At 26.8% G+C, this 22465-nt stretch carries 21 protein-coding genes and 1 riboswitch; of the genes, 5 read left to right on the top strand and 16 right to left on the bottom strand.

Features of this window, described 5'->3' with window-relative positions; genetic code table 11:
• Window positions 1-33: 33 nt before the first annotated feature.
• The 10 genes from mgtE to CP523_RS14365 form a co-directional block, all read right to left on the bottom strand.
• Window positions 34-1377 (bottom strand): magnesium transporter, encoded by a 1344-nt coding sequence (gene mgtE / locus CP523_RS14405; protein ID WP_066676799.1) that lies wholly within the window; start codon window positions 1375-1377, stop codon window positions 34-36.
• A gap of 172 nt (window positions 1378-1549) precedes the next feature.
• Window positions 1550-1709, bottom strand: a riboswitch (M-box (ykoK) riboswitch).
• A gap of 51 nt (window positions 1710-1760) precedes the next feature.
• A complete protein-coding gene (locus CP523_RS14400; RefSeq protein WP_066676797.1) occupies window positions 1761-3944 on the bottom strand; it encodes a DNA topoisomerase III in 2184 nt (727 codons plus the stop codon).
• Window positions 3945-4091: 147 nt separating this feature from the next.
• Complete coding sequence (locus CP523_RS14395; RefSeq protein ID WP_066676795.1) at window positions 4092-4643, bottom strand: hypothetical protein; 552 nt, start codon at window positions 4641-4643, stop codon at window positions 4092-4094.
• Window positions 4644-4793: 150 nt separating this feature from the next.
• Window positions 4794-4943 (bottom strand): hypothetical protein, encoded by a 150-nt coding sequence (locus tag CP523_RS16065; protein WP_162925999.1) that lies wholly within the window; start codon window positions 4941-4943, stop codon window positions 4794-4796.
• Window positions 4944-5044: 101 nt separating this feature from the next.
• On the bottom strand, window positions 5045-5395 hold the full coding sequence (locus tag CP523_RS14390; RefSeq protein ID WP_120140992.1) for a hypothetical protein: 351 nt from the start codon (window positions 5393-5395) through the stop codon (window positions 5045-5047).
• Window positions 5396-5560: 165 nt separating this feature from the next.
• The gene (locus CP523_RS14385; RefSeq protein ID WP_162925998.1) at window positions 5561-6430 is read right to left on the bottom strand and encodes an anti-sigma factor domain-containing protein; all 870 of its coding nucleotides are present in this window, start codon (window positions 6428-6430) and stop codon (window positions 5561-5563) included.
• Window positions 6431-6441: 11 nt separating this feature from the next.
• Window positions 6442-7110 carry an RNA polymerase subunit sigma gene (locus CP523_RS14380; RefSeq protein WP_120140990.1) on the bottom strand — a complete coding sequence of 223 codons (669 nt, stop codon included), beginning with the start codon at window positions 7108-7110 and terminating at the stop codon, window positions 6442-6444.
• A 110-nt stretch (window positions 7111-7220) separates the two neighbouring features.
• Window positions 7221-7964, bottom strand: coding sequence for an elongation factor P 5-aminopentanone reductase (ymfI, locus tag CP523_RS14375; RefSeq protein WP_120140989.1), 744 nt, complete (start codon window positions 7962-7964; stop codon window positions 7221-7223).
• Between the two features lie 16 nt (window positions 7965-7980).
• Window positions 7981-8913, bottom strand: coding sequence for a dipeptidase (locus tag CP523_RS14370; protein WP_066676788.1), 933 nt, complete (start codon window positions 8911-8913; stop codon window positions 7981-7983).
• A 12-nt stretch (window positions 8914-8925) separates the two neighbouring features.
• Window positions 8926-9888, bottom strand: coding sequence for a metallophosphoesterase (locus CP523_RS14365; protein ID WP_066676786.1), 963 nt, complete (start codon window positions 9886-9888; stop codon window positions 8926-8928).
• Window positions 9889-10037: 149 nt separating this feature from the next.
• Here CP523_RS14365 and CP523_RS14360 point away from each other — a divergent pair, with 149 nt between their 5' ends.
• Window positions 10038-11195, top strand: a complete 1158-nt coding sequence (locus CP523_RS14360; RefSeq protein ID WP_066676784.1) for an amidase domain-containing protein — start codon at window positions 10038-10040, stop codon at window positions 11193-11195.
• A 38-nt stretch (window positions 11196-11233) separates the two neighbouring features.
• Here CP523_RS14360 and CP523_RS14355 read toward each other — a convergent pair whose 3' ends face one another.
• The 4 genes from CP523_RS14355 to CP523_RS14340 all read right to left on the bottom strand — a co-directional run bounded on the left by CP523_RS14355 (window position 11234) and on the right by CP523_RS14340 (window position 15682).
• Window positions 11234-12196, bottom strand: coding sequence for an RsmB/NOP family class I SAM-dependent RNA methyltransferase (locus CP523_RS14355; protein WP_066676782.1), 963 nt, complete (start codon window positions 12194-12196; stop codon window positions 11234-11236).
• Between the two features lie 53 nt (window positions 12197-12249).
• Complete coding sequence (locus tag CP523_RS14350) at window positions 12250-13062, bottom strand: cation diffusion facilitator family transporter (RefSeq protein ID WP_066676780.1); 813 nt, start codon at window positions 13060-13062, stop codon at window positions 12250-12252.
• 315 nt (window positions 13063-13377) lie between these two features.
• Window positions 13378-14130 carry an exodeoxyribonuclease III gene (locus CP523_RS14345; RefSeq protein WP_066676779.1) on the bottom strand — a complete coding sequence of 251 codons (753 nt, stop codon included), beginning with the start codon at window positions 14128-14130 and terminating at the stop codon, window positions 13378-13380.
• Window positions 14131-14212: 82 nt separating this feature from the next.
• Window positions 14213-15682 (bottom strand): methyl-accepting chemotaxis protein, encoded by a 1470-nt coding sequence (locus CP523_RS14340; protein ID WP_066676777.1) that lies wholly within the window; start codon window positions 15680-15682, stop codon window positions 14213-14215.
• A gap of 156 nt (window positions 15683-15838) precedes the next feature.
• On the opposite strand from CP523_RS14340, the gene CP523_RS14335 reads away from it, so the two are divergent.
• Window positions 15839-16744, top strand: a complete 906-nt coding sequence (locus CP523_RS14335; protein WP_176712685.1) for a radical SAM protein — start codon at window positions 15839-15841, stop codon at window positions 16742-16744.
• A 50-nt stretch (window positions 16745-16794) separates the two neighbouring features.
• Here CP523_RS14335 and CP523_RS14330 read toward each other — a convergent pair whose 3' ends face one another.
• A complete protein-coding gene (locus CP523_RS14330; RefSeq protein WP_120140988.1) occupies window positions 16795-18252 on the bottom strand; it encodes a catalase in 1458 nt (485 codons plus the stop codon).
• A gap of 129 nt (window positions 18253-18381) precedes the next feature.
• A complete protein-coding gene (locus tag CP523_RS14325; protein WP_120140987.1) occupies window positions 18382-19614 on the bottom strand; it encodes a serine hydroxymethyltransferase in 1233 nt (410 codons plus the stop codon).
• A gap of 122 nt (window positions 19615-19736) precedes the next feature.
• On the opposite strand from CP523_RS14325, the gene CP523_RS14320 reads away from it, so the two are divergent.
• The 3 genes from CP523_RS14320 (at window position 19737) to CP523_RS14310 (ending at window position 22433) form a co-directional block, all read left to right on the top strand.
• Window positions 19737-20759 carry an IS6 family transposase gene (locus CP523_RS14320; RefSeq protein ID WP_120140986.1) on the top strand — a complete coding sequence of 341 codons (1023 nt, stop codon included), beginning with the start codon at window positions 19737-19739 and terminating at the stop codon, window positions 20757-20759.
• 445 nt (window positions 20760-21204) lie between these two features.
• A complete protein-coding gene (locus CP523_RS14315; protein ID WP_066676769.1) occupies window positions 21205-21969 on the top strand; it encodes a threonine/serine exporter family protein in 765 nt (254 codons plus the stop codon).
• Between the two features lie 2 nt (window positions 21970-21971).
• Window positions 21972-22433 carry a threonine/serine exporter family protein gene (locus CP523_RS14310; protein ID WP_066676767.1) on the top strand — a complete coding sequence of 154 codons (462 nt, stop codon included), beginning with the start codon at window positions 21972-21974 and terminating at the stop codon, window positions 22431-22433.
• Window positions 22434-22465: the final 32 nt, after the last annotated feature.

Genomic DNA, 22465 nt, shown 5'->3' with positions numbered 1-22465 from the left:
TATATTTATGTATCAATGTAAATTGTATAATATTTACATTAAATAACCAATAAATACTGTTGCTAAGCCTAGGAAGAAGAAAAATCCTAATACATCTGTAAATGTAGTAACAAACACTGATGATGCTAAGGCTGGGTCTACTTTAAGTTTCTTTAATATAACAGGTACTAGGAAACCTGAAATAGTTGCAATAATCATATTTAAAAGCATGGCAATTCCTATTACAACTCCAAATATAACTTTTCCTTCCCATATATATCCTAGAATTGCAATTAACAATCCTATTACTAGTCCAGTAATAACACCAATTCCAATTTCTTTAAATAAAACACGTTTTACATTTTTATAATTTAACTCTCCTAAAGCTAATCCTCTAACTATTATTGTTAAAGTTTGAGTACCAGCATTTCCTCCCATACCTGCAACTATAGGCATAAATGTTGCTAATGAAACAACTTTTTCAATAGTTCCTTCAAATATTCCAACTATTGAAGAAGCTAGTATAGCAGTTAAAAGATTTATAAATAACCATGGCAATCTACTTTTAACAGATTCTGATAATGTTCCATTAATTTTTTCACCTTCTGCTACGCCTCCAAGACGATGAATATCTTCTGTATTTTCATCCCTTAAAATTTGCATTACATCATCTACTGTTACTATACCTAAAAGTCTATTAAAAGTATCTACAACTGGAATTGTTAAATAACCATATTTTTCAAATATATGTCCAACTTCTTCTTGATCCATATCATAAGGAATACTTACTAAATTTTCTTGAACTATATCTGAAATTAAAGTGTCAAAATTACTAGTAACTATATCTCTTAGTGAAACTACACCTTTTAACTTATCTAAAGAATCAATTACATATAAATCATATATATTTTCTGCTTCTTTAGATGTTTCTTGCAAATATTTTAAAGTTTCTCTAACTGTCATATTATCTTTTACTGATATAAACTCTGTAGCCATTATACCTGCAGCTGTATCTGGATCATAGCTTAAAAGTTGGCGAACCATTCTTGCATCTTCTGCTGTCATTTTAGCTAAAATTTTATTTGCTTGACTTTCATCTAATATTCCAAGTAAATCAGTTAATTCATCTGATGACATTTCTTCAACAATATTTTTCTGCTTATTTTCTGAAAATTCCATAAGTATATGATATTTTTCTTCTGCATCAGCTTCATCTATAATAGATGCTATAAATTTCTCTGATAATCTATTTAATATATCTTTTCTTTCATCTATATTTTCTCTTAATACATCTAGTATATCTACTGGATGAGCACCTTCTATATATTTCATAACCTTATCTTGAGGTGCATGTAATAAAAATCTTCTTAATTCATTCTTATTCATTTCTAATTTCATAACTTTTCCCCTTTTTAGTATAGGGATATTAAATTATACGTGGTATAAATAGATTCTCCCCAATATTTAATTGTCTTTAAAATTTTCCCCAGATACGAATCCATTAATACCACCTCCTTAGAAATTCAAATAAAAAAAGACTTTTTGCTCTACACAAAAAGTCTTGTAACTTCTTTTTAACTCGTAGAGCTTTAGCACTATAAAGCGTAGACAAAATGTCAGTTACATTAAAAATCACCTTAGCGATGATTTCTGTTAACCCATTGGAATCTCTAGATTTTTCTGGGCAGCAACATATTTCCTTATAGGAGCCTCACCTAACAATTTTTATTTTATTGACTAACTAATCTTACACAACTAAATATAATATGTCAATATATTTTTTACTTTAAATTTTTTAAAAGATCTGCAAATGGATTATTTATATCCTCTTCTGCTTCCTTCTTCATTTTTCTCATTATATTATTAACTTCTCTTTTATTCATTTTATCTGATTTTTTATCAAATCGCTTATTAAATACTGATGCCTTTTCTCTAAACGTGCAATTAGTATTTGGACATACATATATTTGACCGTCTCCATGTCCTCTAAGTTCTAATTTCTTTTTACATTCAGGACATCTTGCATTAGTATTTCTACTTACACTTTCTCTATATCCACACTCTCTATCTTGGCAGACATTCATTATTCCATTTTTCCCTTTTACTTCAAGAAGGTATTTACCGCAATTTGGACATTTCTTTCCTGTTTTATTATCATGAACAAATTTGCTATTAGCTATTTTTACATCTTCAACTAAAGCTTTTGAATAATTTCTCATTTCTTTTATAAATTGATATGAATCAGCTTTTCCCTTACTTATTTCATCTAATCTTTTTTCCCATTTAGCTGTTAATAATGGTGATTTTAAGTCATTTGGAACTAATTCTATCAATTGCTTTCCTTTTGAAGTTGGATATATCTCCTTTCCTCTTTTCTCTATAACAAAAGAATTAAATAGCTTTTCTATTATGTCAGCTCTTGTTGCAACTGTTCCAAGTCCCCCTGTTTCGTTTAATGTTTTAGCTGAGGCTTTATCTACATTAACATACTTTTGTGGATTTTCCATTGCTGAAAGTAATGTAGCTTCATTAAATCTAGATGGTGCTGTTGTAAAGTTCTTTTTAACTTCTACATTTTTAATTTTTAAAACTTCTCCTTTATTTATAACAGGAAGAGTTTGCTCTTTTATATCATCTGAAGATTCATCTTCATCTACTTTATCATAAAGTCTCTTCCATCCCTTATCCTTTTCTACCTTTCCTTTAGCTAAAAGTCTTTCTCCATTAGCTTCACCTTCTAAAGTAGTTTCCACATAAACATAAGCTGACATAAGGTGGCTTAAAAATCTTTTTACTACTAATTCATAAACCTTTCTTTCTTCTGAGCTTAAAAGAGCTAAGTTTCCTCTTTCTTCTGTTGGAATTATAGCATGGTGATCAGACACTTTTGAATTATCTACAAAACTCTTATTTCCTTTGATATCTTTCTTTAAAAGATTTTCACAAATTCCTCTATATTCTCCAATCCCTACTGCTTTTATTCTATCTTTTAAGGTTCCTACTATATCTGTTGTAATATATCTTGAATCTGTTCTTGGATATGTTAAAACCTTATAATTTTCATATAACCTTTGCATTACATTTAAAGTTTGTTTTGCAGAAAATCCCCAAAGTCTATTACAATCTCTTTGAAGTTCTGTTAAATCATAAAGTGGTTTAGGATAAACTTTTTTATCCTTGCTATTAACATTTACTATATTTACATCTGCATCTTTAAGTTTAGCTTCAACCTTTTTACTAAATTCTAAGTCGAAAATTCTTCCATTATTATCTTTATTAACCCACGTAAATTTACATTTATCTGTTTTTACATTTATAGTATTATATTCTTTAGGTTTAAAGTTTTTTATTTCTTCTTCTCTTTGAACTATCATTGCTAAAGTAGGAGATTGTACTCTTCCTGCTGAAAGTTGTGCATTATATTTACATGTTAATGCTCTTGTTACATTAAGTCCTACAAACCAATCTGCTTCTGCTCTACATACTGCTGCTTTATAAAGATTTTCATATGCCTTTCCTGGCTTTAAATTTTTAAAGCCATCCAAAATAGCTTTATTAGTTTGTGATGATATCCATAATCTCTTAATTGGCTTTTTACATCCAACTTTCTCTATAATCCAACGTGCTACAAGTTCCCCTTCTCTTCCCGCATCTGTTGCTATAACAATTTCGTCAATATCACCTCTAGTCATTACCTTTTTTACTTCATGAAATTGCTTTGATGTTTTTTTTAGAATAGTTAATTTCATGTATTTCGGCAACATGGGTAATGTTTCCATACTCCAAGTTTTATATTTATTATCATAGCCTTCTGGGTCTTGAAGTCCAACTAAATGACCTAATGCCCATGTAATTATATATTTATTTCCTTCAATATATGAACCCTTATTTTGATTGCAATTTAAAACCTTAGCAATATCTCTACCAACACTTGGCTTCTCTGCTAAAACTAATGTCTTTCCCATAAAAATTCCTTTCTTATTTCAACTAGAAATACTCTTGTTTATATTTTATTAATTATATACTTCATAGTACTATGTAAAATCATTTTTATCAACTTTTTCTAATTTTATATAAAAAAGCCATAGCATTTTTTGGCTACAGCTTTTCTATTAATTATTCAATTTTCCTAATTTATCTTTTATATCTTGTAATTTATCTAAAGTTATCTTATTTTTGTCTATATCTTTAACCTTAGATACTACATCATCAACAGAGCTCTTTAAATTATCAATATTATCTTTTATAGAGCTATCTATTGCCCCTTCTTTCTTAGCCGTTTCTTTTAATGATTCAATAGTTTCGGTTATATTATTTATCTCATCTTCTATTTTCTCTTTGTCTTGTGAATCTTTAAAATCACCAACACTTTTTTTAACATCATCTAGTTTATTTTTTAACTCATCTATATTGTACCTATCTTTATAACTATTTAATTCATTTTCATTTTTATTATTTTCATTTTTAAGTTCTTCTTTTTTTTCTGATATTTTATCACTATCTATTATTTCATTTACTTTTTTAAATATATCATTATCACTTGATGATTCTTCCTTTTTAGATGTTTCTTCTGGTGCATTTATAGGACCTGTTGAACAAGAAACTAATCCAAATGAAACTAACGATATTATTGTTGAAATAACTATTACTTTTATATTCTTCATTTATGCTACTCCCCCTAGAATTACTATTTAATAGAATTATTATACTCTCTTAAACTAATTATTCAATCTAAAAGACTTCAATTATTCTACTATATATAACAATGTAAATGTTAATATTATTAAATCCCTCTATATTTCTCGTATTTTATATTAAAATTCTTTAGGCTTTACATATTCTCCATCATTTCTAGACCTTTTTAATTCATCTTCAGTATAAAGTTTATACTTTCCTAAATAATCTATTTTATATGTTCTAAATATTTTACTATTAATAATCTTCTCAATAATTTTTCCTCCCAAAATTCAACTTTTATACTATTTATTATCCCTGAAAAAATTTTTATTATTAATAAAAGACTGTAGACCTAAATAAAATTCTTGTCTACAGCCTTATTAAAAATTTAATCTTCATTATAAATATAATCAGTAACATCGTCATCTAAACCTAGTTTTTTCTCTATTAAATCCTCAATATCAACTTTATCATCTATATCATCAATACCTAACTTTTCTTCAATTATATCCTCTAATTCATCATATGTTTTCCATTCATTATCCTTTATTCCTAATTTATTTTTTGCTTGTTCTAAAATCTTTATTTCTATTTTATATTCTATTTCATCCTCTAAATCTTCTATATAATTTTTATTTAACTCACTATTATTTTTTTCATTTGATAAAGCATTTACTCCAACTACTCCTCCACCAATAATGATTGCTCCTAATAACAATGCTATTAATCCATTTTTCATAATGCTTCCTCCTAAATTAATATATTAATTTATAACTTTCTTAACTTTCACTATATAATACAAACTATTAAGTAGCTTTAGGTACTTTTTTATAATTTATCTGAAAATTTTTATTAAAATCTAAAAAAAGTCAAGAAGTAAACAAATTTACCTCCTGACTTTTCATTAATCTAAATCCTTCAAATCATCATCTTTATTATCATCATTACTTTGCTTTTCATTTTCTTCTAAATCGTCATCAGCTTTATCCTTTGAATCTTTATCTTCTTCAAATCTATCTTCTAGTTCATCCATCATTTCTTCTTGTAATTCTGCATTCCAAAAAATATATTTATCTTTATTTTTTATTGCATCTAATATTTCATCAACAGTTAAATTTTCAATGATTTCTTCTAGTTTATTATCATCAAAATCTAAAGATGCTGAATATCTTCCTAATGAAATTCCTTTTTTATCAGAATCACTTATACTATTACTATCTCCTTTAATAAAAGCAACGTCATTATCATTAAATGTATTTTTTATAACTCTTTTGACACGATCCTCATACTGAATATTTTCGGAAGTATCTACAAAAGCAAATCCAAATAACAATGATTTACCTCTTAAAATATAATTTTTCTCTACTAATCTTTGTTTTATTTCTAAAATTCCATCATTTATATTTTTACCCTTTATTCCTGTGAAATCAATACTACTACCATCCTTATTAATTCCTTTTATATCTATTATATTTTGATTTTCATCTAATTCTATTTTAATACTAGGATTAACATCTAAACTAACCTCTGCATATGGGGAGATAGATTTAAAATTAAAATATACCAATATTGATATCATAAGTAAAGCAACAATACCCATAAATGGTTTATAATTAAATTGTTTGACTTTTTTATTAATAATATCTTCTTTTAAATATATTATTTTATCCCCCACATTAATGCCATTTTTAAATCTAATTCTAACCATTGATCCATCATCATTCATTACTATAACTATGTTATCTTTTATTTCCATTACTAAACATTTAAACATAAATATCCCCCTTATTTTTTTATCCATAACTTTAAATTTCTAAAGTTTTTATAATAAATAATAATACCTGTAGTAATAAACTTTTTACTTCTTTTTATTACTTTTTCTGTTACAGTAAACCTTAAGGATATTTTTTTTATAGGTAATCTTTTCTTCTCAAATAAATGATCTGTCAATTCTTTTACTTTACTTACCTTTTCAGATAACTTTAAAGCATTCCTTCTAGTATCTTCATGTTTTGGTGCTTCCTCTACTAAATCATCTAGTGTAAACCCAAACTCCCCTATTTCACTTTTAAGAATATTTATTTCCCTTAAAAGCTCCTCTTTATCTTCTCCAACATTGGTGTGATCTTCTTTTATCTCTATACCTTGTGCAATTAATTCTTCGAAAGATACTTTATTATTTTCCTTGTTTTCTCTTTTTAAATAATTTTTTATTCTACTTGAAATAACTAATTTACAAAAAGATAAAAATCCACCTCTATTATCCTCATATTTTTCTACAGCTTCATTAAAGGCTAATAATCCAACACTTAATTCCTCACTATTTTCTAAAGAAACATATTTACCAGTAGTTTCCGATATAGATTTAATAATAAAAGGCATATATTCTTCAATTAAAAAATTAATATCTCCCCTATAGTCTTTGCCTAAACTTCTCTCTACATCATTAATCATTATAATAATATCCACCTTTTTGTTTTCTAATATAATGTACAACTGTAAATATTATTTTAGGGACTATATATAATACTATTTAAAATAAATTTATTAAATTGCTATAAAATTTATATTAATCCACCGTCAATTCTTATTATTTGACCAGTTAAATATTTACATTCATCATTACATAAAAATAATACTGCTTTTGCTATTTCAGATGTTTTTCCAAATCTTCCAGCAGGTATTTCCTCTTCTAATTGTCTTACATCATCATCTTCTAAAAAAGAATTCATTTCTGTATCAATTACTCCTGGAGCTATAGCATTTACTCTTATTCCCATTGGTGCTACTTCCTTTGCAAGTGATTTTGTAAATAAATTTATTCCTCCCTTACTTGTTGAATACATAACTTCACAGGAAGCTCCAACCTCTCCCCACATTGATGAAATATTTATTATGTTTCCCTGTCCTTTACTTATCATATGTGGAAGTGCAAACTTACTTAAATACATTGCTCCTAGCATATTAATTCCTATTAAATTATTTATTTCTTCACATGATGAATCCATAAATAATCCTATTTTAGATATTCCAGCATTATTTATAATAATATCTATTTTTCCAAAGTTTTTAATAATATCATCAATTATATTTTTACAAGTTTCAAAAGAAGAAATATCTCCTTTTGAAAGCTTGCCATAACCACCATTTGCTATTATTTCTGCTAAAGTTAATTCTGCTCCATTATCATCTTTTGAATAATTTACTATCACTGATGCTCCACTTTTAGCAAGCTGTAGTGCTATTTCCTTTCCAATTCCTCTTGATGCTCCTGTAACTAATGCTACTTTTCCTTGTAAGTTAATCATTTTATTCTCCTAATCTCTATAAACACTCTTTAATTACTCTTTTTACATTTCCAAAAAATATTTTATCTATTTCACTTTCTTTAAATCCTTCTTTTATTAAAGCTTGTGAAAGCTTTCCTATTTCACCTATATTTTTAATTTCAACTTCATTTTCTATTCCATCAAAATCAGTTCCTAATGCTAAAACATCTATTCCACCTACATTTTTAACATGTTTTAAATGAGCTATCATTTCAAGCATATCTGGAATTTCTTTATCTCCTAAAAATGGAGCACAAAAATTTAATCCCATTACTCCCCCTTTATTAGAAAGCTTAACTATCATATCATCAGTTAAATTTCTGGGGTGATTTGTTACAGCTCTTGCATTTGAATGTGTTGCTATAAAAGGTTTTTTACAAATATTAACCAAATCATAAAATCCCCCATCTGATAAATGTGAGCAATCTGGAATAATACCTAATCTTTCCATTTCATTAACTATTTCTTTTCCTTTTTCGGTTAATCCCTTATCTTTATATTTATAATCACCATTAGGATATCCTATACTATTTTTAAAATTCCATGTTAATGTTATAAACCTTATTCCTAGATTATACATTTCCTTAACTCTCTCTACTTTACCCTCTAGTACTTCACCTTCTTCAATGGCTAAAAATGCTCCTATTTTCCCATTAGCATTAGCATTTTCTAGCTCACTTAAATTTCTAACAATAACTATATTCTTTGCATTTTTATCTATTTCACCTATAAAATTGTTATACATTTTCTTAAATTCTTCATATGGATTATCTACTATATTAAGTTCTATAAAATTTGCAAAAACTTGTGCTAATGCTTTAGATTTCCTAAGCTTTTCTATATCTACTTTACATATACTTTTGTTTAAACTTAAATTTTCATATAATAATCTACTAGCTGTATCACAATGTAAATCAATGCTTGTCATTTCTAAAAACTCCTACTTTCTTTTATTATTTTTAATTTCTTCAGCTTCTCTAAGCATTCTATTTCTTTCTTCCCTAGTCCAAAGTAAATATTCCTCTATATTTAAAGGTCCGTAAATAACTTTTCTTCTTACCCATAAAACTCCAGCCTCTTGCACCTCTACACTCCATTTTATTAAAGATATTTTACCATTTTCAACTTCTATAGCTGTCATGGCATAAGGTAATACACAACACCCATCATTAAAATAAGGCGGATCTCCTTTTCCTGGTAATCTACTATTATGAGTATGACCACAAAGAATCATTTTCTTTCTTTCTTTTGCCCACCTTAAGAGTTCTCTATCAACTTTGCTTCCTCTAGTATTACTTCTAGCTGGACTTGTTGGATCTTTAAAACCAGCTATTCCATTTAAAAATTTCCATACATATCTTACTAAAAATCTAGAAATCATCCATAGCTGAGAATTAATAAAATCTACTTGATGTCCATGAATAACTAAAAATTTTTCATCTACTGGAGAGTATCTAAAATTTATAGCCTCATAAAATTTTAAATCTTTTATAAAATTTAAAAATTCTTTCCCATAATCATCTCCGCACTTTTTTAAAGATTTATATTGCTTAGAATAAAAGCTATCTCTTCCTTTTATTATATCATGATTTCCATAAAGCATAAAAAGCCTATTATTTTCTTTGAATTTATTTAATAATTTAAAAATATCTTCATAGCAGTATGCAATATCACTATAATTTTTATTTTTCCAAAGTTCATCACCATCTCCTACTTCAACATATGTAAAGCCTTTTTTATAGTAATGATATAATGCTGCTTTATATATATTTTTATTTGGTAATTGTGCATCATAATACGTTCCATCACCTCTATGAACATCTGATATAAAAACTAATTTAGAACTATTATCAAAATTTATCTCTTTTGCTTTATCATATAAAAAATCTAATTTTTTAAACATAAAAACCCCTTAAATATTTATATTATAATATTTTATTATCTAAGAAGTTTCATTGTGATTTATAAAAAATATTTTTTATTACATATAATCTAAATCATTTTGTACAAACTAACACTATAAAAAATTTTTTAAATAAAGGAGAGAATATTGTGGCTAAAAAGTTTAAACTATTACCATTTTTAATATTAATAACCTTAATTTCATCACCTGTTTCTAAAGTTATAGCTTATACAGAAAAAGAATCTTCTAGTTTTACTAAAGATGAAATTAAAACTTTAGAAAGCTCATCTGGAACTGGTACTTCTGAAAAGGTTAAAGCTGAATTTAAAGGATTACTTGAAAAATTATTTTCTGAAAGAAATGAAGCTGTAGTCTGTGGTGACTGTGAACTTCTAAAAAATTTTTATGACTTAAATATAAAAGTAAGTTTATGGGCATATGAAAGTGAAGCTAAAAAAACCCAGTATTTAATAAATTGGTCTGAAAAACAATATGTTCAATTTAAAGACTTAAAATCTAATGTTAAAATTAGAAAAGTTGTTGAAAAAGAACCTGGACTTTTTGGTATTATATGTGATGTGGCTACTGATTTTAATTATTATTATTTAGACTCCCCTGACGTAATAAATCATTTTAGGCTTGGAACCAATCATTATATAAATTTAAAGAAAAATGGAGATAAATATATAATAACAAAAGAATGGTACACAGATCCTTTTGCTGATTCCTTAGATATGGATAATATAAAATCTGATGAAATTAAAGACTATATTATATCAAGAAATGCTCCTGAGTTTAACCCTAATGAAAGACTTCAAAATGCAATAAACTATGCTCATAAATATTGCGGTGTTTCTGAAGATGAAGAATTTACTTTTAAATATAATTCTAAATATAAAAATCATAATCCTGATGGAGGTGATTGTGCAAATTTTGCATCTCAAATTCTTCATGAAGGTGGTAATTTTAAAAAAAATGGTGCTTGGAATTATGATGGAAAAGATGGAACTAAAGCTTGGCTTAACGCACAAGGATTTAAAAACTATATGTTAGGTAGTGGTAGAGCATCTTATATAGCTAAAGGAAATTACAATAAAGTATATAAAGCAGCATTTAATATGCGTCCTGGTGATTTTGTAGCTTATGAGAAAAAAGGAAGAATAACTCATATATCAACTGTAACAGGATTTGATTCTAAAGGATATCCCTTAGTAACTTGCCATAATACAGATAGATTGCTAGTTCCTTATGATTTAGGTTGGAGTAATTCCAATATTAAATTTCATTTAATACATGTACATTATTAATAAGAAAAGAGTAATAAAATTTTATTACTCTTTTCTTATTAATAGCTATTAATTTTTCTAAATTTAGCTATAAAAAATCCTTCAAATATTTCATTTGGAATAATTCTAATAGAATTTTTTAAATCTTTCCTATAAAACTTATCTTCATATCTTGTTATTCCTCTTATTACATTAGGTAAATCTAAATTTATCTTTTCAAGTTTTAAATCCTTATGCTTATTTAATATATACTCAACAATTTCTTCATTTTCAAATGGATTTAATGTACATGTAGAATATATCATAACACCATTTTCCTTTAACGCATTATAAGCACTTTCTATTAATTGCTTTTGTAACTTAACGCAATTCCTTACTCTTTTTTCTGTCCATCCATTAAATTTTCTAAAATTTCTTATATGAATTATTCCTTCGCCTGAACAAGGGGCATCTAAAAGTATTCTATCAAAATAATCATTTAAACGTTTACCTATAGTTCTACCATCTGTTCCTAAAATTATAATTGATTCTGCCCCCTGCTTTTCAGCATTATAATTTAGTCTTTCTCTTCTTATTTCATTTATATCATTTGCAAATATTGTTGCTTTATTAGATGTCATATCAGCCATAAGAAGACTTTTTCCACCTGGTGCAGCACACATATCTAATATAGTTTGTCCTTCTTTCACATCTAAAAATAAAGGAGGTAACATTGAAGAAATATTTTGAAGATATATCTTTCCCTCATTATATATCTTAAGTTTCTTTAAGCTACTCTCCTTACTCCCTTTTATAATAAAAGTATTATTTAATTTTGAATAATTAACAGCCTTTATTCTATGGCTACTTAACTCATCCATAACTTCTTTAGTATTTCCTTTAAGTTTATTAACTCTAAAGGTAGTACTTCTTCCATTTTCATAACTTTTGTAAATTGTATCTAACTGACATCTAGTAAATATTTTCTCTAAAATTTTTATAAAATCATCTGGTAACCTATATTGAATTTCTTTTATAGACACAACTTCACCCCTGTAGTTTAATTACATTCTAGTATACTAATCAGTATATGCTTTTATGCAACTTTAACTACTGTTTTATTTGTACTAAATAAAACTTTCATATCTTTAAAATAATTTTCACTATCTATATCAGAATATAATTTAGTTTTAATACTATTCATTTCTTCTAAAGAGATATTATTATTTTCATCATTTAAAATAAAATTAATTTCTATTTTTACACTTCTTCCTATTTTTAATACCTTTGTTACTGCTTGTATAAAATTATATTCTTTTTTTATAACTTGAACTTGTTTCTCCACTTCAACACTAATTTCTTCCGGAATTCTTGCTCCAATAATTTCTTTAAAACTACTTTTAAGTATTTTAATTGGTGCTTTTAAGAAAAATATTGATGTTACCATAACCATTAAAGGATCTATATAGTTAGCTAATGATGCCATTGGAGTTTTTAATATTATAATAGCAATAATAAATCCTATAAGTACTGCTGCACTTAATATTCCATCCATAAGCCATTGCATACTTTGAGTTTTTATAAGTTCTGAATTACTTTCATTTTCTACTTTTTTAATTAATAAATAAAACAATCCACATCCTACAACAGAAATAATAGAGTACATAATTGCTGAACCAGCATTTATTGGATTTCCTCCAGAAATTAAAGCATTATAAGCTTCATATAAAGAGTATAAACACATTATAATTAATACTATTGAATTAATGCATATAACTAATGGTTCTAATATATATTTACCAAAAGGAAAATCTTTATTATCTTTTTCTTTTATTATATTACATACAACTAAAGCTGCTAATGATAATATTACACTTATAAAAGAATATATTCCATCGAACATTATCATTTCAGATTTAATCAGTCAACCCCACGTAACTCCTAAAACAGCAAAAAACATTGTACTTATTACCGATAATTTTAATATTTTACTTTCTTTATTATTATTCTTCATAATTTCACCTCAAAAATTCTTTCTCGTTCACTTTACTAATATGATAATATATAAAGCTCTCTTTTGTAATTTCTATTAATGTTGTAATTTAAAGCACATTAACTGCTTTCTTATATAAAGTTAAATTTATCCAATAACATAAATGTGCATTTTTATTTCAATATTAGTACAAAAAAATAGAGTTTTAAAAACTCTATTCTAAAAATAATATTATTTTAATTGTAATTCAACAGGACAATGATCTGATCCTAACACACTTGTATGTATATCAGCACCAACTAGTCTATCTTTAAGTTTATTTGATACTAAAAAATAATCAATTCTCCATCCTGCATTATTTTTTCTTGCATTAAATCTATAAGACCACCAAGAATATATTCCTTCAACATCTGGGTTAAAATGTCTAAATGAATCTATGAATCCTACGTTTAATAGTTCAGTAAGTTTACTTCTTTCTTCATCTGTAAAACCTGCATTTCTTCTATTATTTTTAGGATTTTTAAGATCAATTTCATTATGTGCAACATTTAGGTCTCCGCATACAATAACAGGTTTAATTAAATCTAATTGTTTTAAATATTCTCTAAAAGCATCTTCCCATTCCATTCTATAATTTAATCTTGCAAGTTCATTTTGTGAGTTTGGTGTATAAACTGTTATCATATAAAAATCTTCAAACTCTAATGTGATTACTCTTCCTTCATTATCATGTTCCTCAATTCCTAGCCCATATTTAACATTTAATGGTCTTTTCTTAGTAAATATTGCAGTTCCTGAATATCCCTTTTTCTTAGCATAATTCCAATATTGATAATATCCTTTTAAATCTAAGTCTATTTGTCCTTCTTGTAACTTACTTTCTTGAATACAAAAGATATCTGCATCTACTTCATTAAAAAAATCCAAAAAACCTTTTGTAACACAAGCTCTAATTCCATTAACATTCCATGATATAAGCTTCATTTAAAATTCTCCTTTATTGTTAAATTAGTTATTTATATTATATCATTTTATAGTTAATTAAATCATTTTTTAATGGTAATTATTATTGAACATACTCATTCAATCTCTCTGATAAAGTAACTAACTCATTTAAGGAATCTTTTGAGTTAATAACTTCTTTAAATAATAAATTTACTATAGAGCTTGTATTTTGAGAATTAGCTAAAGTTTGTTCTGAAACTGATGCTACATTCATAATACCTTCACTAACCTTTACATTATCTCTATTTATACTATTAATTTTTTCATTTACAGATTGAACTTTACTTGCAACTTCATCTATATCTAATTTTAAATTTTCAAGATTTATTGTAGTATCTTTCACTAAAACTTCTTCTTCTTTTATTATTTCTGTAACTTCTAAAATTGATTCTGCTACATTAACAACCTCTTTTTCTAACTCTTGTAATATATTATTTATCTCTTCTGATGATTTTTTGCTTTGTTCTGCAAGCTTTCTAATTTCTTCAGCAACAACAGAAAATCCCTTTCCAAACTCTCCTGCTCTTGCTGATTCAATGGCTGCATTTAATGCCAATAAATTTGTTTTTTCTGATATACTTTGTATTATATATATTATTGATAATACCTTCTTAGCCTTTTCTTTCAAATTATTTGATGTTTTTGACACTTTTTCATTCTTAGCTTTTATTATATCTGATTTCTTACTTAAAGCATCTACTATCTCAAATGTTTTAATAAATGTGGTTTGACTTTCATTGAAATTGTTTTCCATATCCTTTGAACTTATTACTGCATCTTCTATTTCTTTCTTTATATTACTAGTTGCTCTATTTTGTTTATCAATACTTTTAGTGGAATTTTCGCATCCATTTAATATTTCTCCTATTGCACTTTGAATATCACTTGAAGAACTTTCTATAGTAGTAAAAAAACATGAAATAGATTGAGTATTTTTGTTTAATAATTCAATTGCATCTTTTACGCCTTCTATTATTTTATTTTGTTCTTCAACTAATTCTATAGTCTTTAATGATTCCTCATTAGCTGTTTTTCTGATTTTATTAGAAATTTTTGCTACTACATATGCCATTATAAAAAACATAATTATACTTACAAGTTGTAATAAAATATATGAGTCTGTTATTGGATTTCCCATTTTTAAATAACTCCAAATTAAGTTCAAAATACTTGCCCCTACTATTGGAATCACTAAATACTTTTCATCTAAATATACCATACAAATAACTATTAATGGTACTATAGTAATAGGTGCTACTATAGAATTTGTAGCAAAAAGTGTAAGCCCGTAAACTACGGCATATGGAGTCCCTACTATATGTCTAATTTTAATATTATTTTTATCCTTTAAGTATCTAAAAAACATTGTACTTGTTGAAATTAATATTATTAACATTGTTAGTACTGCAAATTTTAATTCCATTGTATTTCTTTTTATCATGCTTACTAGACCAATAGTATTTACTGCTGCTAAAGCTGTTGTTGCCATTACAAAACATTTATTAGTAGCTTCATTCCCCCCTATTTTCATAACTACTCTCCTCCTTTATTTCCTATTATAATTTCGTAAATATTATCAAATTCTTAATATTTCTATATAATTTTTACCATCATTTATATTTTTATTATTTCATAACATATCTTCAAATTTATAAAATGATGTTATAATTATAAAGAGGTGTTTTAATTGGAAGCTATGAAAATATTAAATAACTGTAATTTATGTATAAGAAATTGTTCTATAGATAGAAATTCTGGAAAGGTTGGATTTTGTAATTCAAGTAATAAATTAAGAGTTGCAAAAGCATATCTCCACCTTTGGGAAGAGCCTTGTATCTCTGGAAAAAATGGCTCTGGAACCGTATTTTTCTCGAACTGTAATCTTAAATGTGTATTTTGTCAAAATCATATTATATCAAATGATGGGCTTGGAAAAGAAATTTCTATTGAAAGATTATCAGAAATTTTCCTAGAGTTACAAGAAAAAGGTGCTCATAATATAAATTTAGTAACACCAACTCACTATGTTCCTCAAATCATAGAGGCTTTAAATATTGCTAAAAATAAAGGATTATATTTACCTATAATATATAATACAAATGGTATAGATTCTTTAGATACTATAAAAAGGTTAAATGGTTATATAGATGTATATCTTCCAGATTTTAAATACTTTAACGATAAATATTCATTAAAGTATTCGAAGATAAAAGGGTATTCTAAAAATTTACTCACTATACTTGAGGAAATGTTTAACCAAGTTGATGAACCAATATTTAATGAAAATGGAATTATTCAAAAAGGTGTTATAATTCGTCATCTTATGCTTCCTGGGCTACTTTTTGATTCAAAAAAGGTAATTGATACTATTTATAATAAATTTGGTAATAAAGTTTATATTTCATTAATGAATCAATATACCCCTATGTATGATTCAATTAAATATCCTGAAATTAATAAACCTCTTAATCCCAAACATTATGATTCTCTTATTGATTACTCTATTGAATTAGGAGTTAAAAATGGATTTATTCAAGACACTGGAACTAATTCTAAAAGCTTTATACCAGACTTTAATAATGAAGGTGTTTAAATTAATAAAAGTCATATGAATTATATTTCATATGACTTTTATTATAAATTTTATCTTAAACATAGTCCTAATTTAACTCTAGTTCCAAACTCCTTATCTGCTTTCATAAAATTTTCTATTGCTTTTAATTGTATTCTCTTATCTACTTCCTTAAGATCATTAACTATATTATCAATTAAATGTTCTCTCTCAATTTTGTTGTATGATCTATATTGTCCTCCTGCTTGTTGAAAGTCATTTTCCTTTTCTATAGGTTTTTGCTCTATATATCCTTCTACATATTCTAAGCAAACTTTTCCTTTTTCCTTTGTAGGTTCTGGATTGCCATCATTTAGCAAATTAGGATTGTAATCAACAATGCCTGAATGCTTATCATACTGCATATTTCCTGCCCTTTGATTATTTACCACTGGTACTTTAGGCTTGTTTATTGGCAGTTGTGTAAAGTTTGTACCCAATCTATATCTTTGTGAATCTGGATATGAAAATAATCTCCCCTGTAATAGCTTACAATTTGACGCTTCTATTCCTGGAACAAAATTTCCTGGAGCAAATGCTACTTGTTCTGATTCTTCAAAAAAATTAGTTGGAGGATGTGTTAATACTAATTTACCTACTTTCATTAAAGGAAACTTATCTTCTGGCCATACTTTAGTTGCATCAATTGGATTAAATGATAATGAGTCTTCTAAAATAGGATCCATAAGCTGTACTGCAAGTTCGTATTCTACCTCTTCTCCATTATTCAAAACATCATATAATTCTCTTGTAGCAATATCAGGGTCTGAACCTGCTAATTTTTCAGCTTCTTTTCTATCAATTGTCTCGTCTCCAGCCATTGGAATCCAATGGTATTTAACATACATTCTTTTTCCTTTGTCATTTACCCACACAAATGTATTAACTCCAAAACCAGGCATATGAATAAAACTTTTTCTTGTTCCCTTATCAGAAAATACCCAAGTAATCATATGTGTTGACTCCGGAGAATTCACTATAAAATCCCAAAACCTATTTTTATCCATTAAATCAGTAACTGGTGATGGTCTAAAAGCATGAAACATATCTGGAAATTTTATTGCATCTCTTATAAAGAATACAGGAATATCATTACCAACTAAATCATAATTTCCCTCCTCTGTATAAAACTTAACGGCAAACCCCCTTGGATCTCTAGCTGTTTCTGCCGACCCTTTAGATCCTACTACAGTTGAAAATCTTACAATCACTGGTGTTATATTTTTTGTATCTGTAAATACCTTTGCTTTAGTATATTCCTTCATAGAATTATATAGTTTAAAGTATCCATGTGCACTTGAACCCTTTGCATGTGCTACCCTATCTGGAATTCTTTCTCTATCAAAATGAGCTAATTTTTCTATTAAATTAGTATCCTTAAGTAAAACAGGTCCGTTATCTCCTACTGTTAATGAATTTTTATCATTAGTAATTGGTGCTCCTTGATTAGTTGTTAGATATTGATCTCTAACTTCATTTCTTCTTGACATATCTTCCTCCAAACATTCATTACTTTATTATATTGTTGATCTTTAAAATTTATTTACTTATTCTATATTTTTATAAAAAAATAGATAAATAAAAGTATAAAATACCTTTATTTATCTATTTCAATAATTTTAGTAAAGAGAATGTTTATCACATAATCCCTTAACTCTATTTCTAAGTAATTCTACATCAATATCCGTATTTGAAAGGGCATCATTAATTATTGATGCTATTTCTTTCATATCTTCTGCATTAAATCCTCGTGTAGTAACTGCAGGAGTACCTATTCTTATTCCTGATGTTACAAATGGACTTCTTGTTTCGTTAGGAACAGTATTTTTATTAACTGTTATTCCTATACTATCAAGTACATTCTCAGCATCTTTACCTGTTATATCTTTATTTGTTAAATCAACAAGTATTAAATGATTATCTGTTCCTCCTGATACTATATTAAATCCATGTTTTATTAATTCATCTGATAAAGCTTTACAATTATCTACTACATTTTCCATATAAGTTTTATAACTTGGATCTAATGCTTCTTTAAAGCATACTGCTTTTGCTGCTATTATATGCATTAATGGTCCACCTTGAATTCCAGGGAAAATATTTTTATCTAATTGTTTTGCATACTTTTCTTTACAAAGAATTAGCCCCCCTCTTGGTCCCCTTAATGTTTTATGAGTAGTTGATGTTACAAAATCTGCATATGGAACTGGTGATGGATGTAATCCAGCCGCAATAAGACCTGCTATATGAGCCATATCAACCATTAATAATGCTCCTACTTCATCACAAATTTCTTTAAATTTTTTAAAATCTATAATTCTTGAGTATGCGCTAGCTCCTGCAACTATAAGTTTAGGTTTATGTTCTAAAGCAAGTTTTCTAACAACATCATAATCTATTACTTCTGTTTTTTTATCTACTCCATATGAAACAAAGTTAAATAATTTTCCTGAAAAGTTTACTGGTGACCCATGAGTTAAATGTCCACCATGACTTAAATCCATTCCTAAAACAGTATCTCCTGGTTCTAATATAGATAAATAAACTGCCATATTGGCTTGAGAACCAGAATGTGGTTGAACATTTGCATGTTCAGCATTAAATAATTTTTTTACCCTTTCTCTTGCTATTTCTTCAACTTCGTCTACTATATGACATCCACCATAATATCTTTTATTTGGATATCCTTCTGCATATTTGTTAGTTAAATATGATCCCATAGCTTCCATAACTGCTTTTGAAGCAAAATTTTCTGAGGCAATAAGTTCAATACCATTTCTTTGTCTATCTAATTCTTTTTCTACTAATTCATAAATTAATTCATCATCTTTTAATAATTCATTAAAATTCATTTTTTCACCCCGAATTCTTTTTTTCAATCTGTTAAGTTATATGAACATTGCTCTTCTCAACTCTAGGAAATACAATAAGTTTGACAAGAACTAATTTCCCCCTAGAAAAGGAGAGAAGAACAATGAACAAAACAAATATTAAATGTCCTCGCTGTCATTCAAATAACCTATATAAGTTTGGTTTAGACAAGCAGGCTAATCAAAAATATCAATGCCAAAATTGCAAGCGACAATTCGCTCCTGACAAAGTCAGTAGCCGAGTTTTAAAAAACTATCCTAGATGCCCTAAGTGCGGTAAAGGCACTTACTTACATCATTCCTACAAACATTATAATAGCTATAAATGTAATAATAAAAAATGTAACCATATTATAGTTAATCATCACAATTTTAACATTGATCCAGCTTCTAGCGAAGATATTACCGGATCACTTTCTATGAAAGGGATAAGATTTCCTTTACAAGTTATTATTACTGTCTTAACTTTATACTATCTAAACAATACATCAACTAGAGCTATATCTCAGTTTCTTATGAGTACATTTAATATCAAAGTATCTCATGTAACTGTAGCTAATTGTAGTAATAAATTTGCTCCTTACTTCAAACTGAAAGTTGATAAATTTAAACATCAAGTAGATTTACAATCTGACGACTGGCATGCCGATGAGACTATTGTTTTTATTAATGGTATAAAGCACTATCTATGGCTAGTTATAGACTCCGAAACACGTTTTATAGTATCTTTTCATTTAAGCAAATATAGTGATGAAAACTCTGCTTTTTCCCTAATAAATGAAGCTAAAAAATATGGCTCTCCATCTAACTTAGTAACAGACAGATGGCCAGCTTATAACGAAGCGATAGCTACGCTATTGCCGAATAAAAAACATTTACCTGTAAAACCAATGTCTAGTGATATAAACAATAATCTTATAGAATCCTTTAATAAAACCTTTAAGGCTTGGTATAAATCTAAAAAAGGATTTAATTCATTTCAAAAAGCTAATAATCTTATTTTTATGTTTATATTTCACTATAACTTTATTAGATCCCATGGTTCATTGAATAACCTTACACCTGCCGAAGTTGCTGGCTTCGCTAGCAATAATATATCAAGACAATCTTGGTTTATAGCTTCATAGTACCTTTAAATATTTTCGATTAACCTGCTGGAAAAAATTATATTTTTGCAGGTCTATTTCCTATACACAAAAATAATCAAACTTATATAATTTTCAAAAAACGGCAAATTCTAAGATTTATTAAGCTATTTTTTCATAACAGCTTAACAGATTCCTTTTTTTAAATTATATAAATTATAAATTTAATTGAAAGAATAATCAATAATTTAAAAGAATATTATCATATTTATTCATAATATTTATAAAATTAATAAAATATTTTATAAATAGCGTACCTTTTTTATTAATTTTTAATTTTTGTGCGTATTTATTTTCAATCTTCACATTTTGTAGTTTTGTGTGCAAGCTATTTATAGAATATATTTTATATTTTTTTATTTCATATATAATTTTTAAATGTTTGTGATATAATACTTTAAGAAATTTTAATATAGGAGCGAATATTATGGATGTAAATGAACTACTTCATGTAGCTACCTTTGCTGGAAAAATAATGTTAGAAAGTGGTGGAGAAACATATAGATCAGAAGAAATCATATGGAGAATTTGTAAAATTTATGGTGCTGAAGAAGCTGAAAGTTTTGTGACTCCAACAGGTATTATGGTATCAGTTTGCCATGAAAATAAAACCTTTTCCTTAATTAGAAGAGTTTCAACAAGAACTGTTGATTTGAATAAAGTAGATAAAGTAAATGATTTATCTAGAAATATTCTTTCACGCAATTTATCTGTTTCTGACTTAAAACGTGAATTGAAATTAATAGATGAAGGAGAACGATATAGTTTAACTACAAATGTAATAATTTCAGCTTTAGGTGCATTTTGTTTTGTTTTTTTATTTAATGGTACATTCAGAGATGGAATTGCTGCCTTTTTTATTGGTTTAGTAATTAAAATTATTTCAATTAAATTTTCAGAACTTAATATTAATCCATTTTTTATCAACAGTATATGTGCTGGTATTACTGCTATTATGGCAATTATTTTTTTTAAAATTGGATTGTCTAAAAATATTGATACAACTATTATTGGATCTATTATGCTCCTGGTTCCCGGGCTGGCAATTACTAATGCAATTAGGGATACCATATCTGGTGATTTACTTGCAGGATTAACTAGAGCTGCTGAAGCATTTTTAGTAGCTATTTCAATTGCAATAGGTACTGGTGCAGTACTTAGCTTTTGGCTAAATACCTTCGGAGGATTTTAATTATGATTTCTGAAACGCTAATAACATTTATAGCTACATTAGGATTTGGAATACTATTTAACATAAAAGGAAAAAAATTATTTTTTGCAGCTTTAGGTGGAGCTATCTCTTGGTTTACATATTTATTAGGATTACATTTTTATTTAACTCCTTTATCTGCATTATTTATATCCTCTATAGTTTTCAGCCTTTATTCAGAGATTTTTGCAAGATTTCTAAAGACTCCTGTTACTACATTAGTTATATGCTCACTAATCCCTCTTGTTCCTGGAGGTGGAATGTATTATACAATGTATGAAGCTATAACAGGCAATATAATGAAATCACTAGAAACAGGATTATCAACCCTTGCACGTTCTGGAACATTAGCTTTAGGTGTTATATTTGTTTCAACCTTAACTAGACTATTTGTATCTGCCAAAAGAAAAAGAGAAATAAAAGAATATTCTAGAAATAATAAATAAAATATACCCAAGTTAATTAAAACTTGAGTATA

This window comes from Clostridium septicum (assembly GCF_003606265.1).
Taxonomy (GTDB): Bacteria; Bacillota; Clostridia; order Clostridiales; family Clostridiaceae; genus Clostridium; species Clostridium septicum.
Note: the sequence above shows the minus strand (reverse complement) of the source record. Positions and strands in the feature narration are given on the sequence as shown.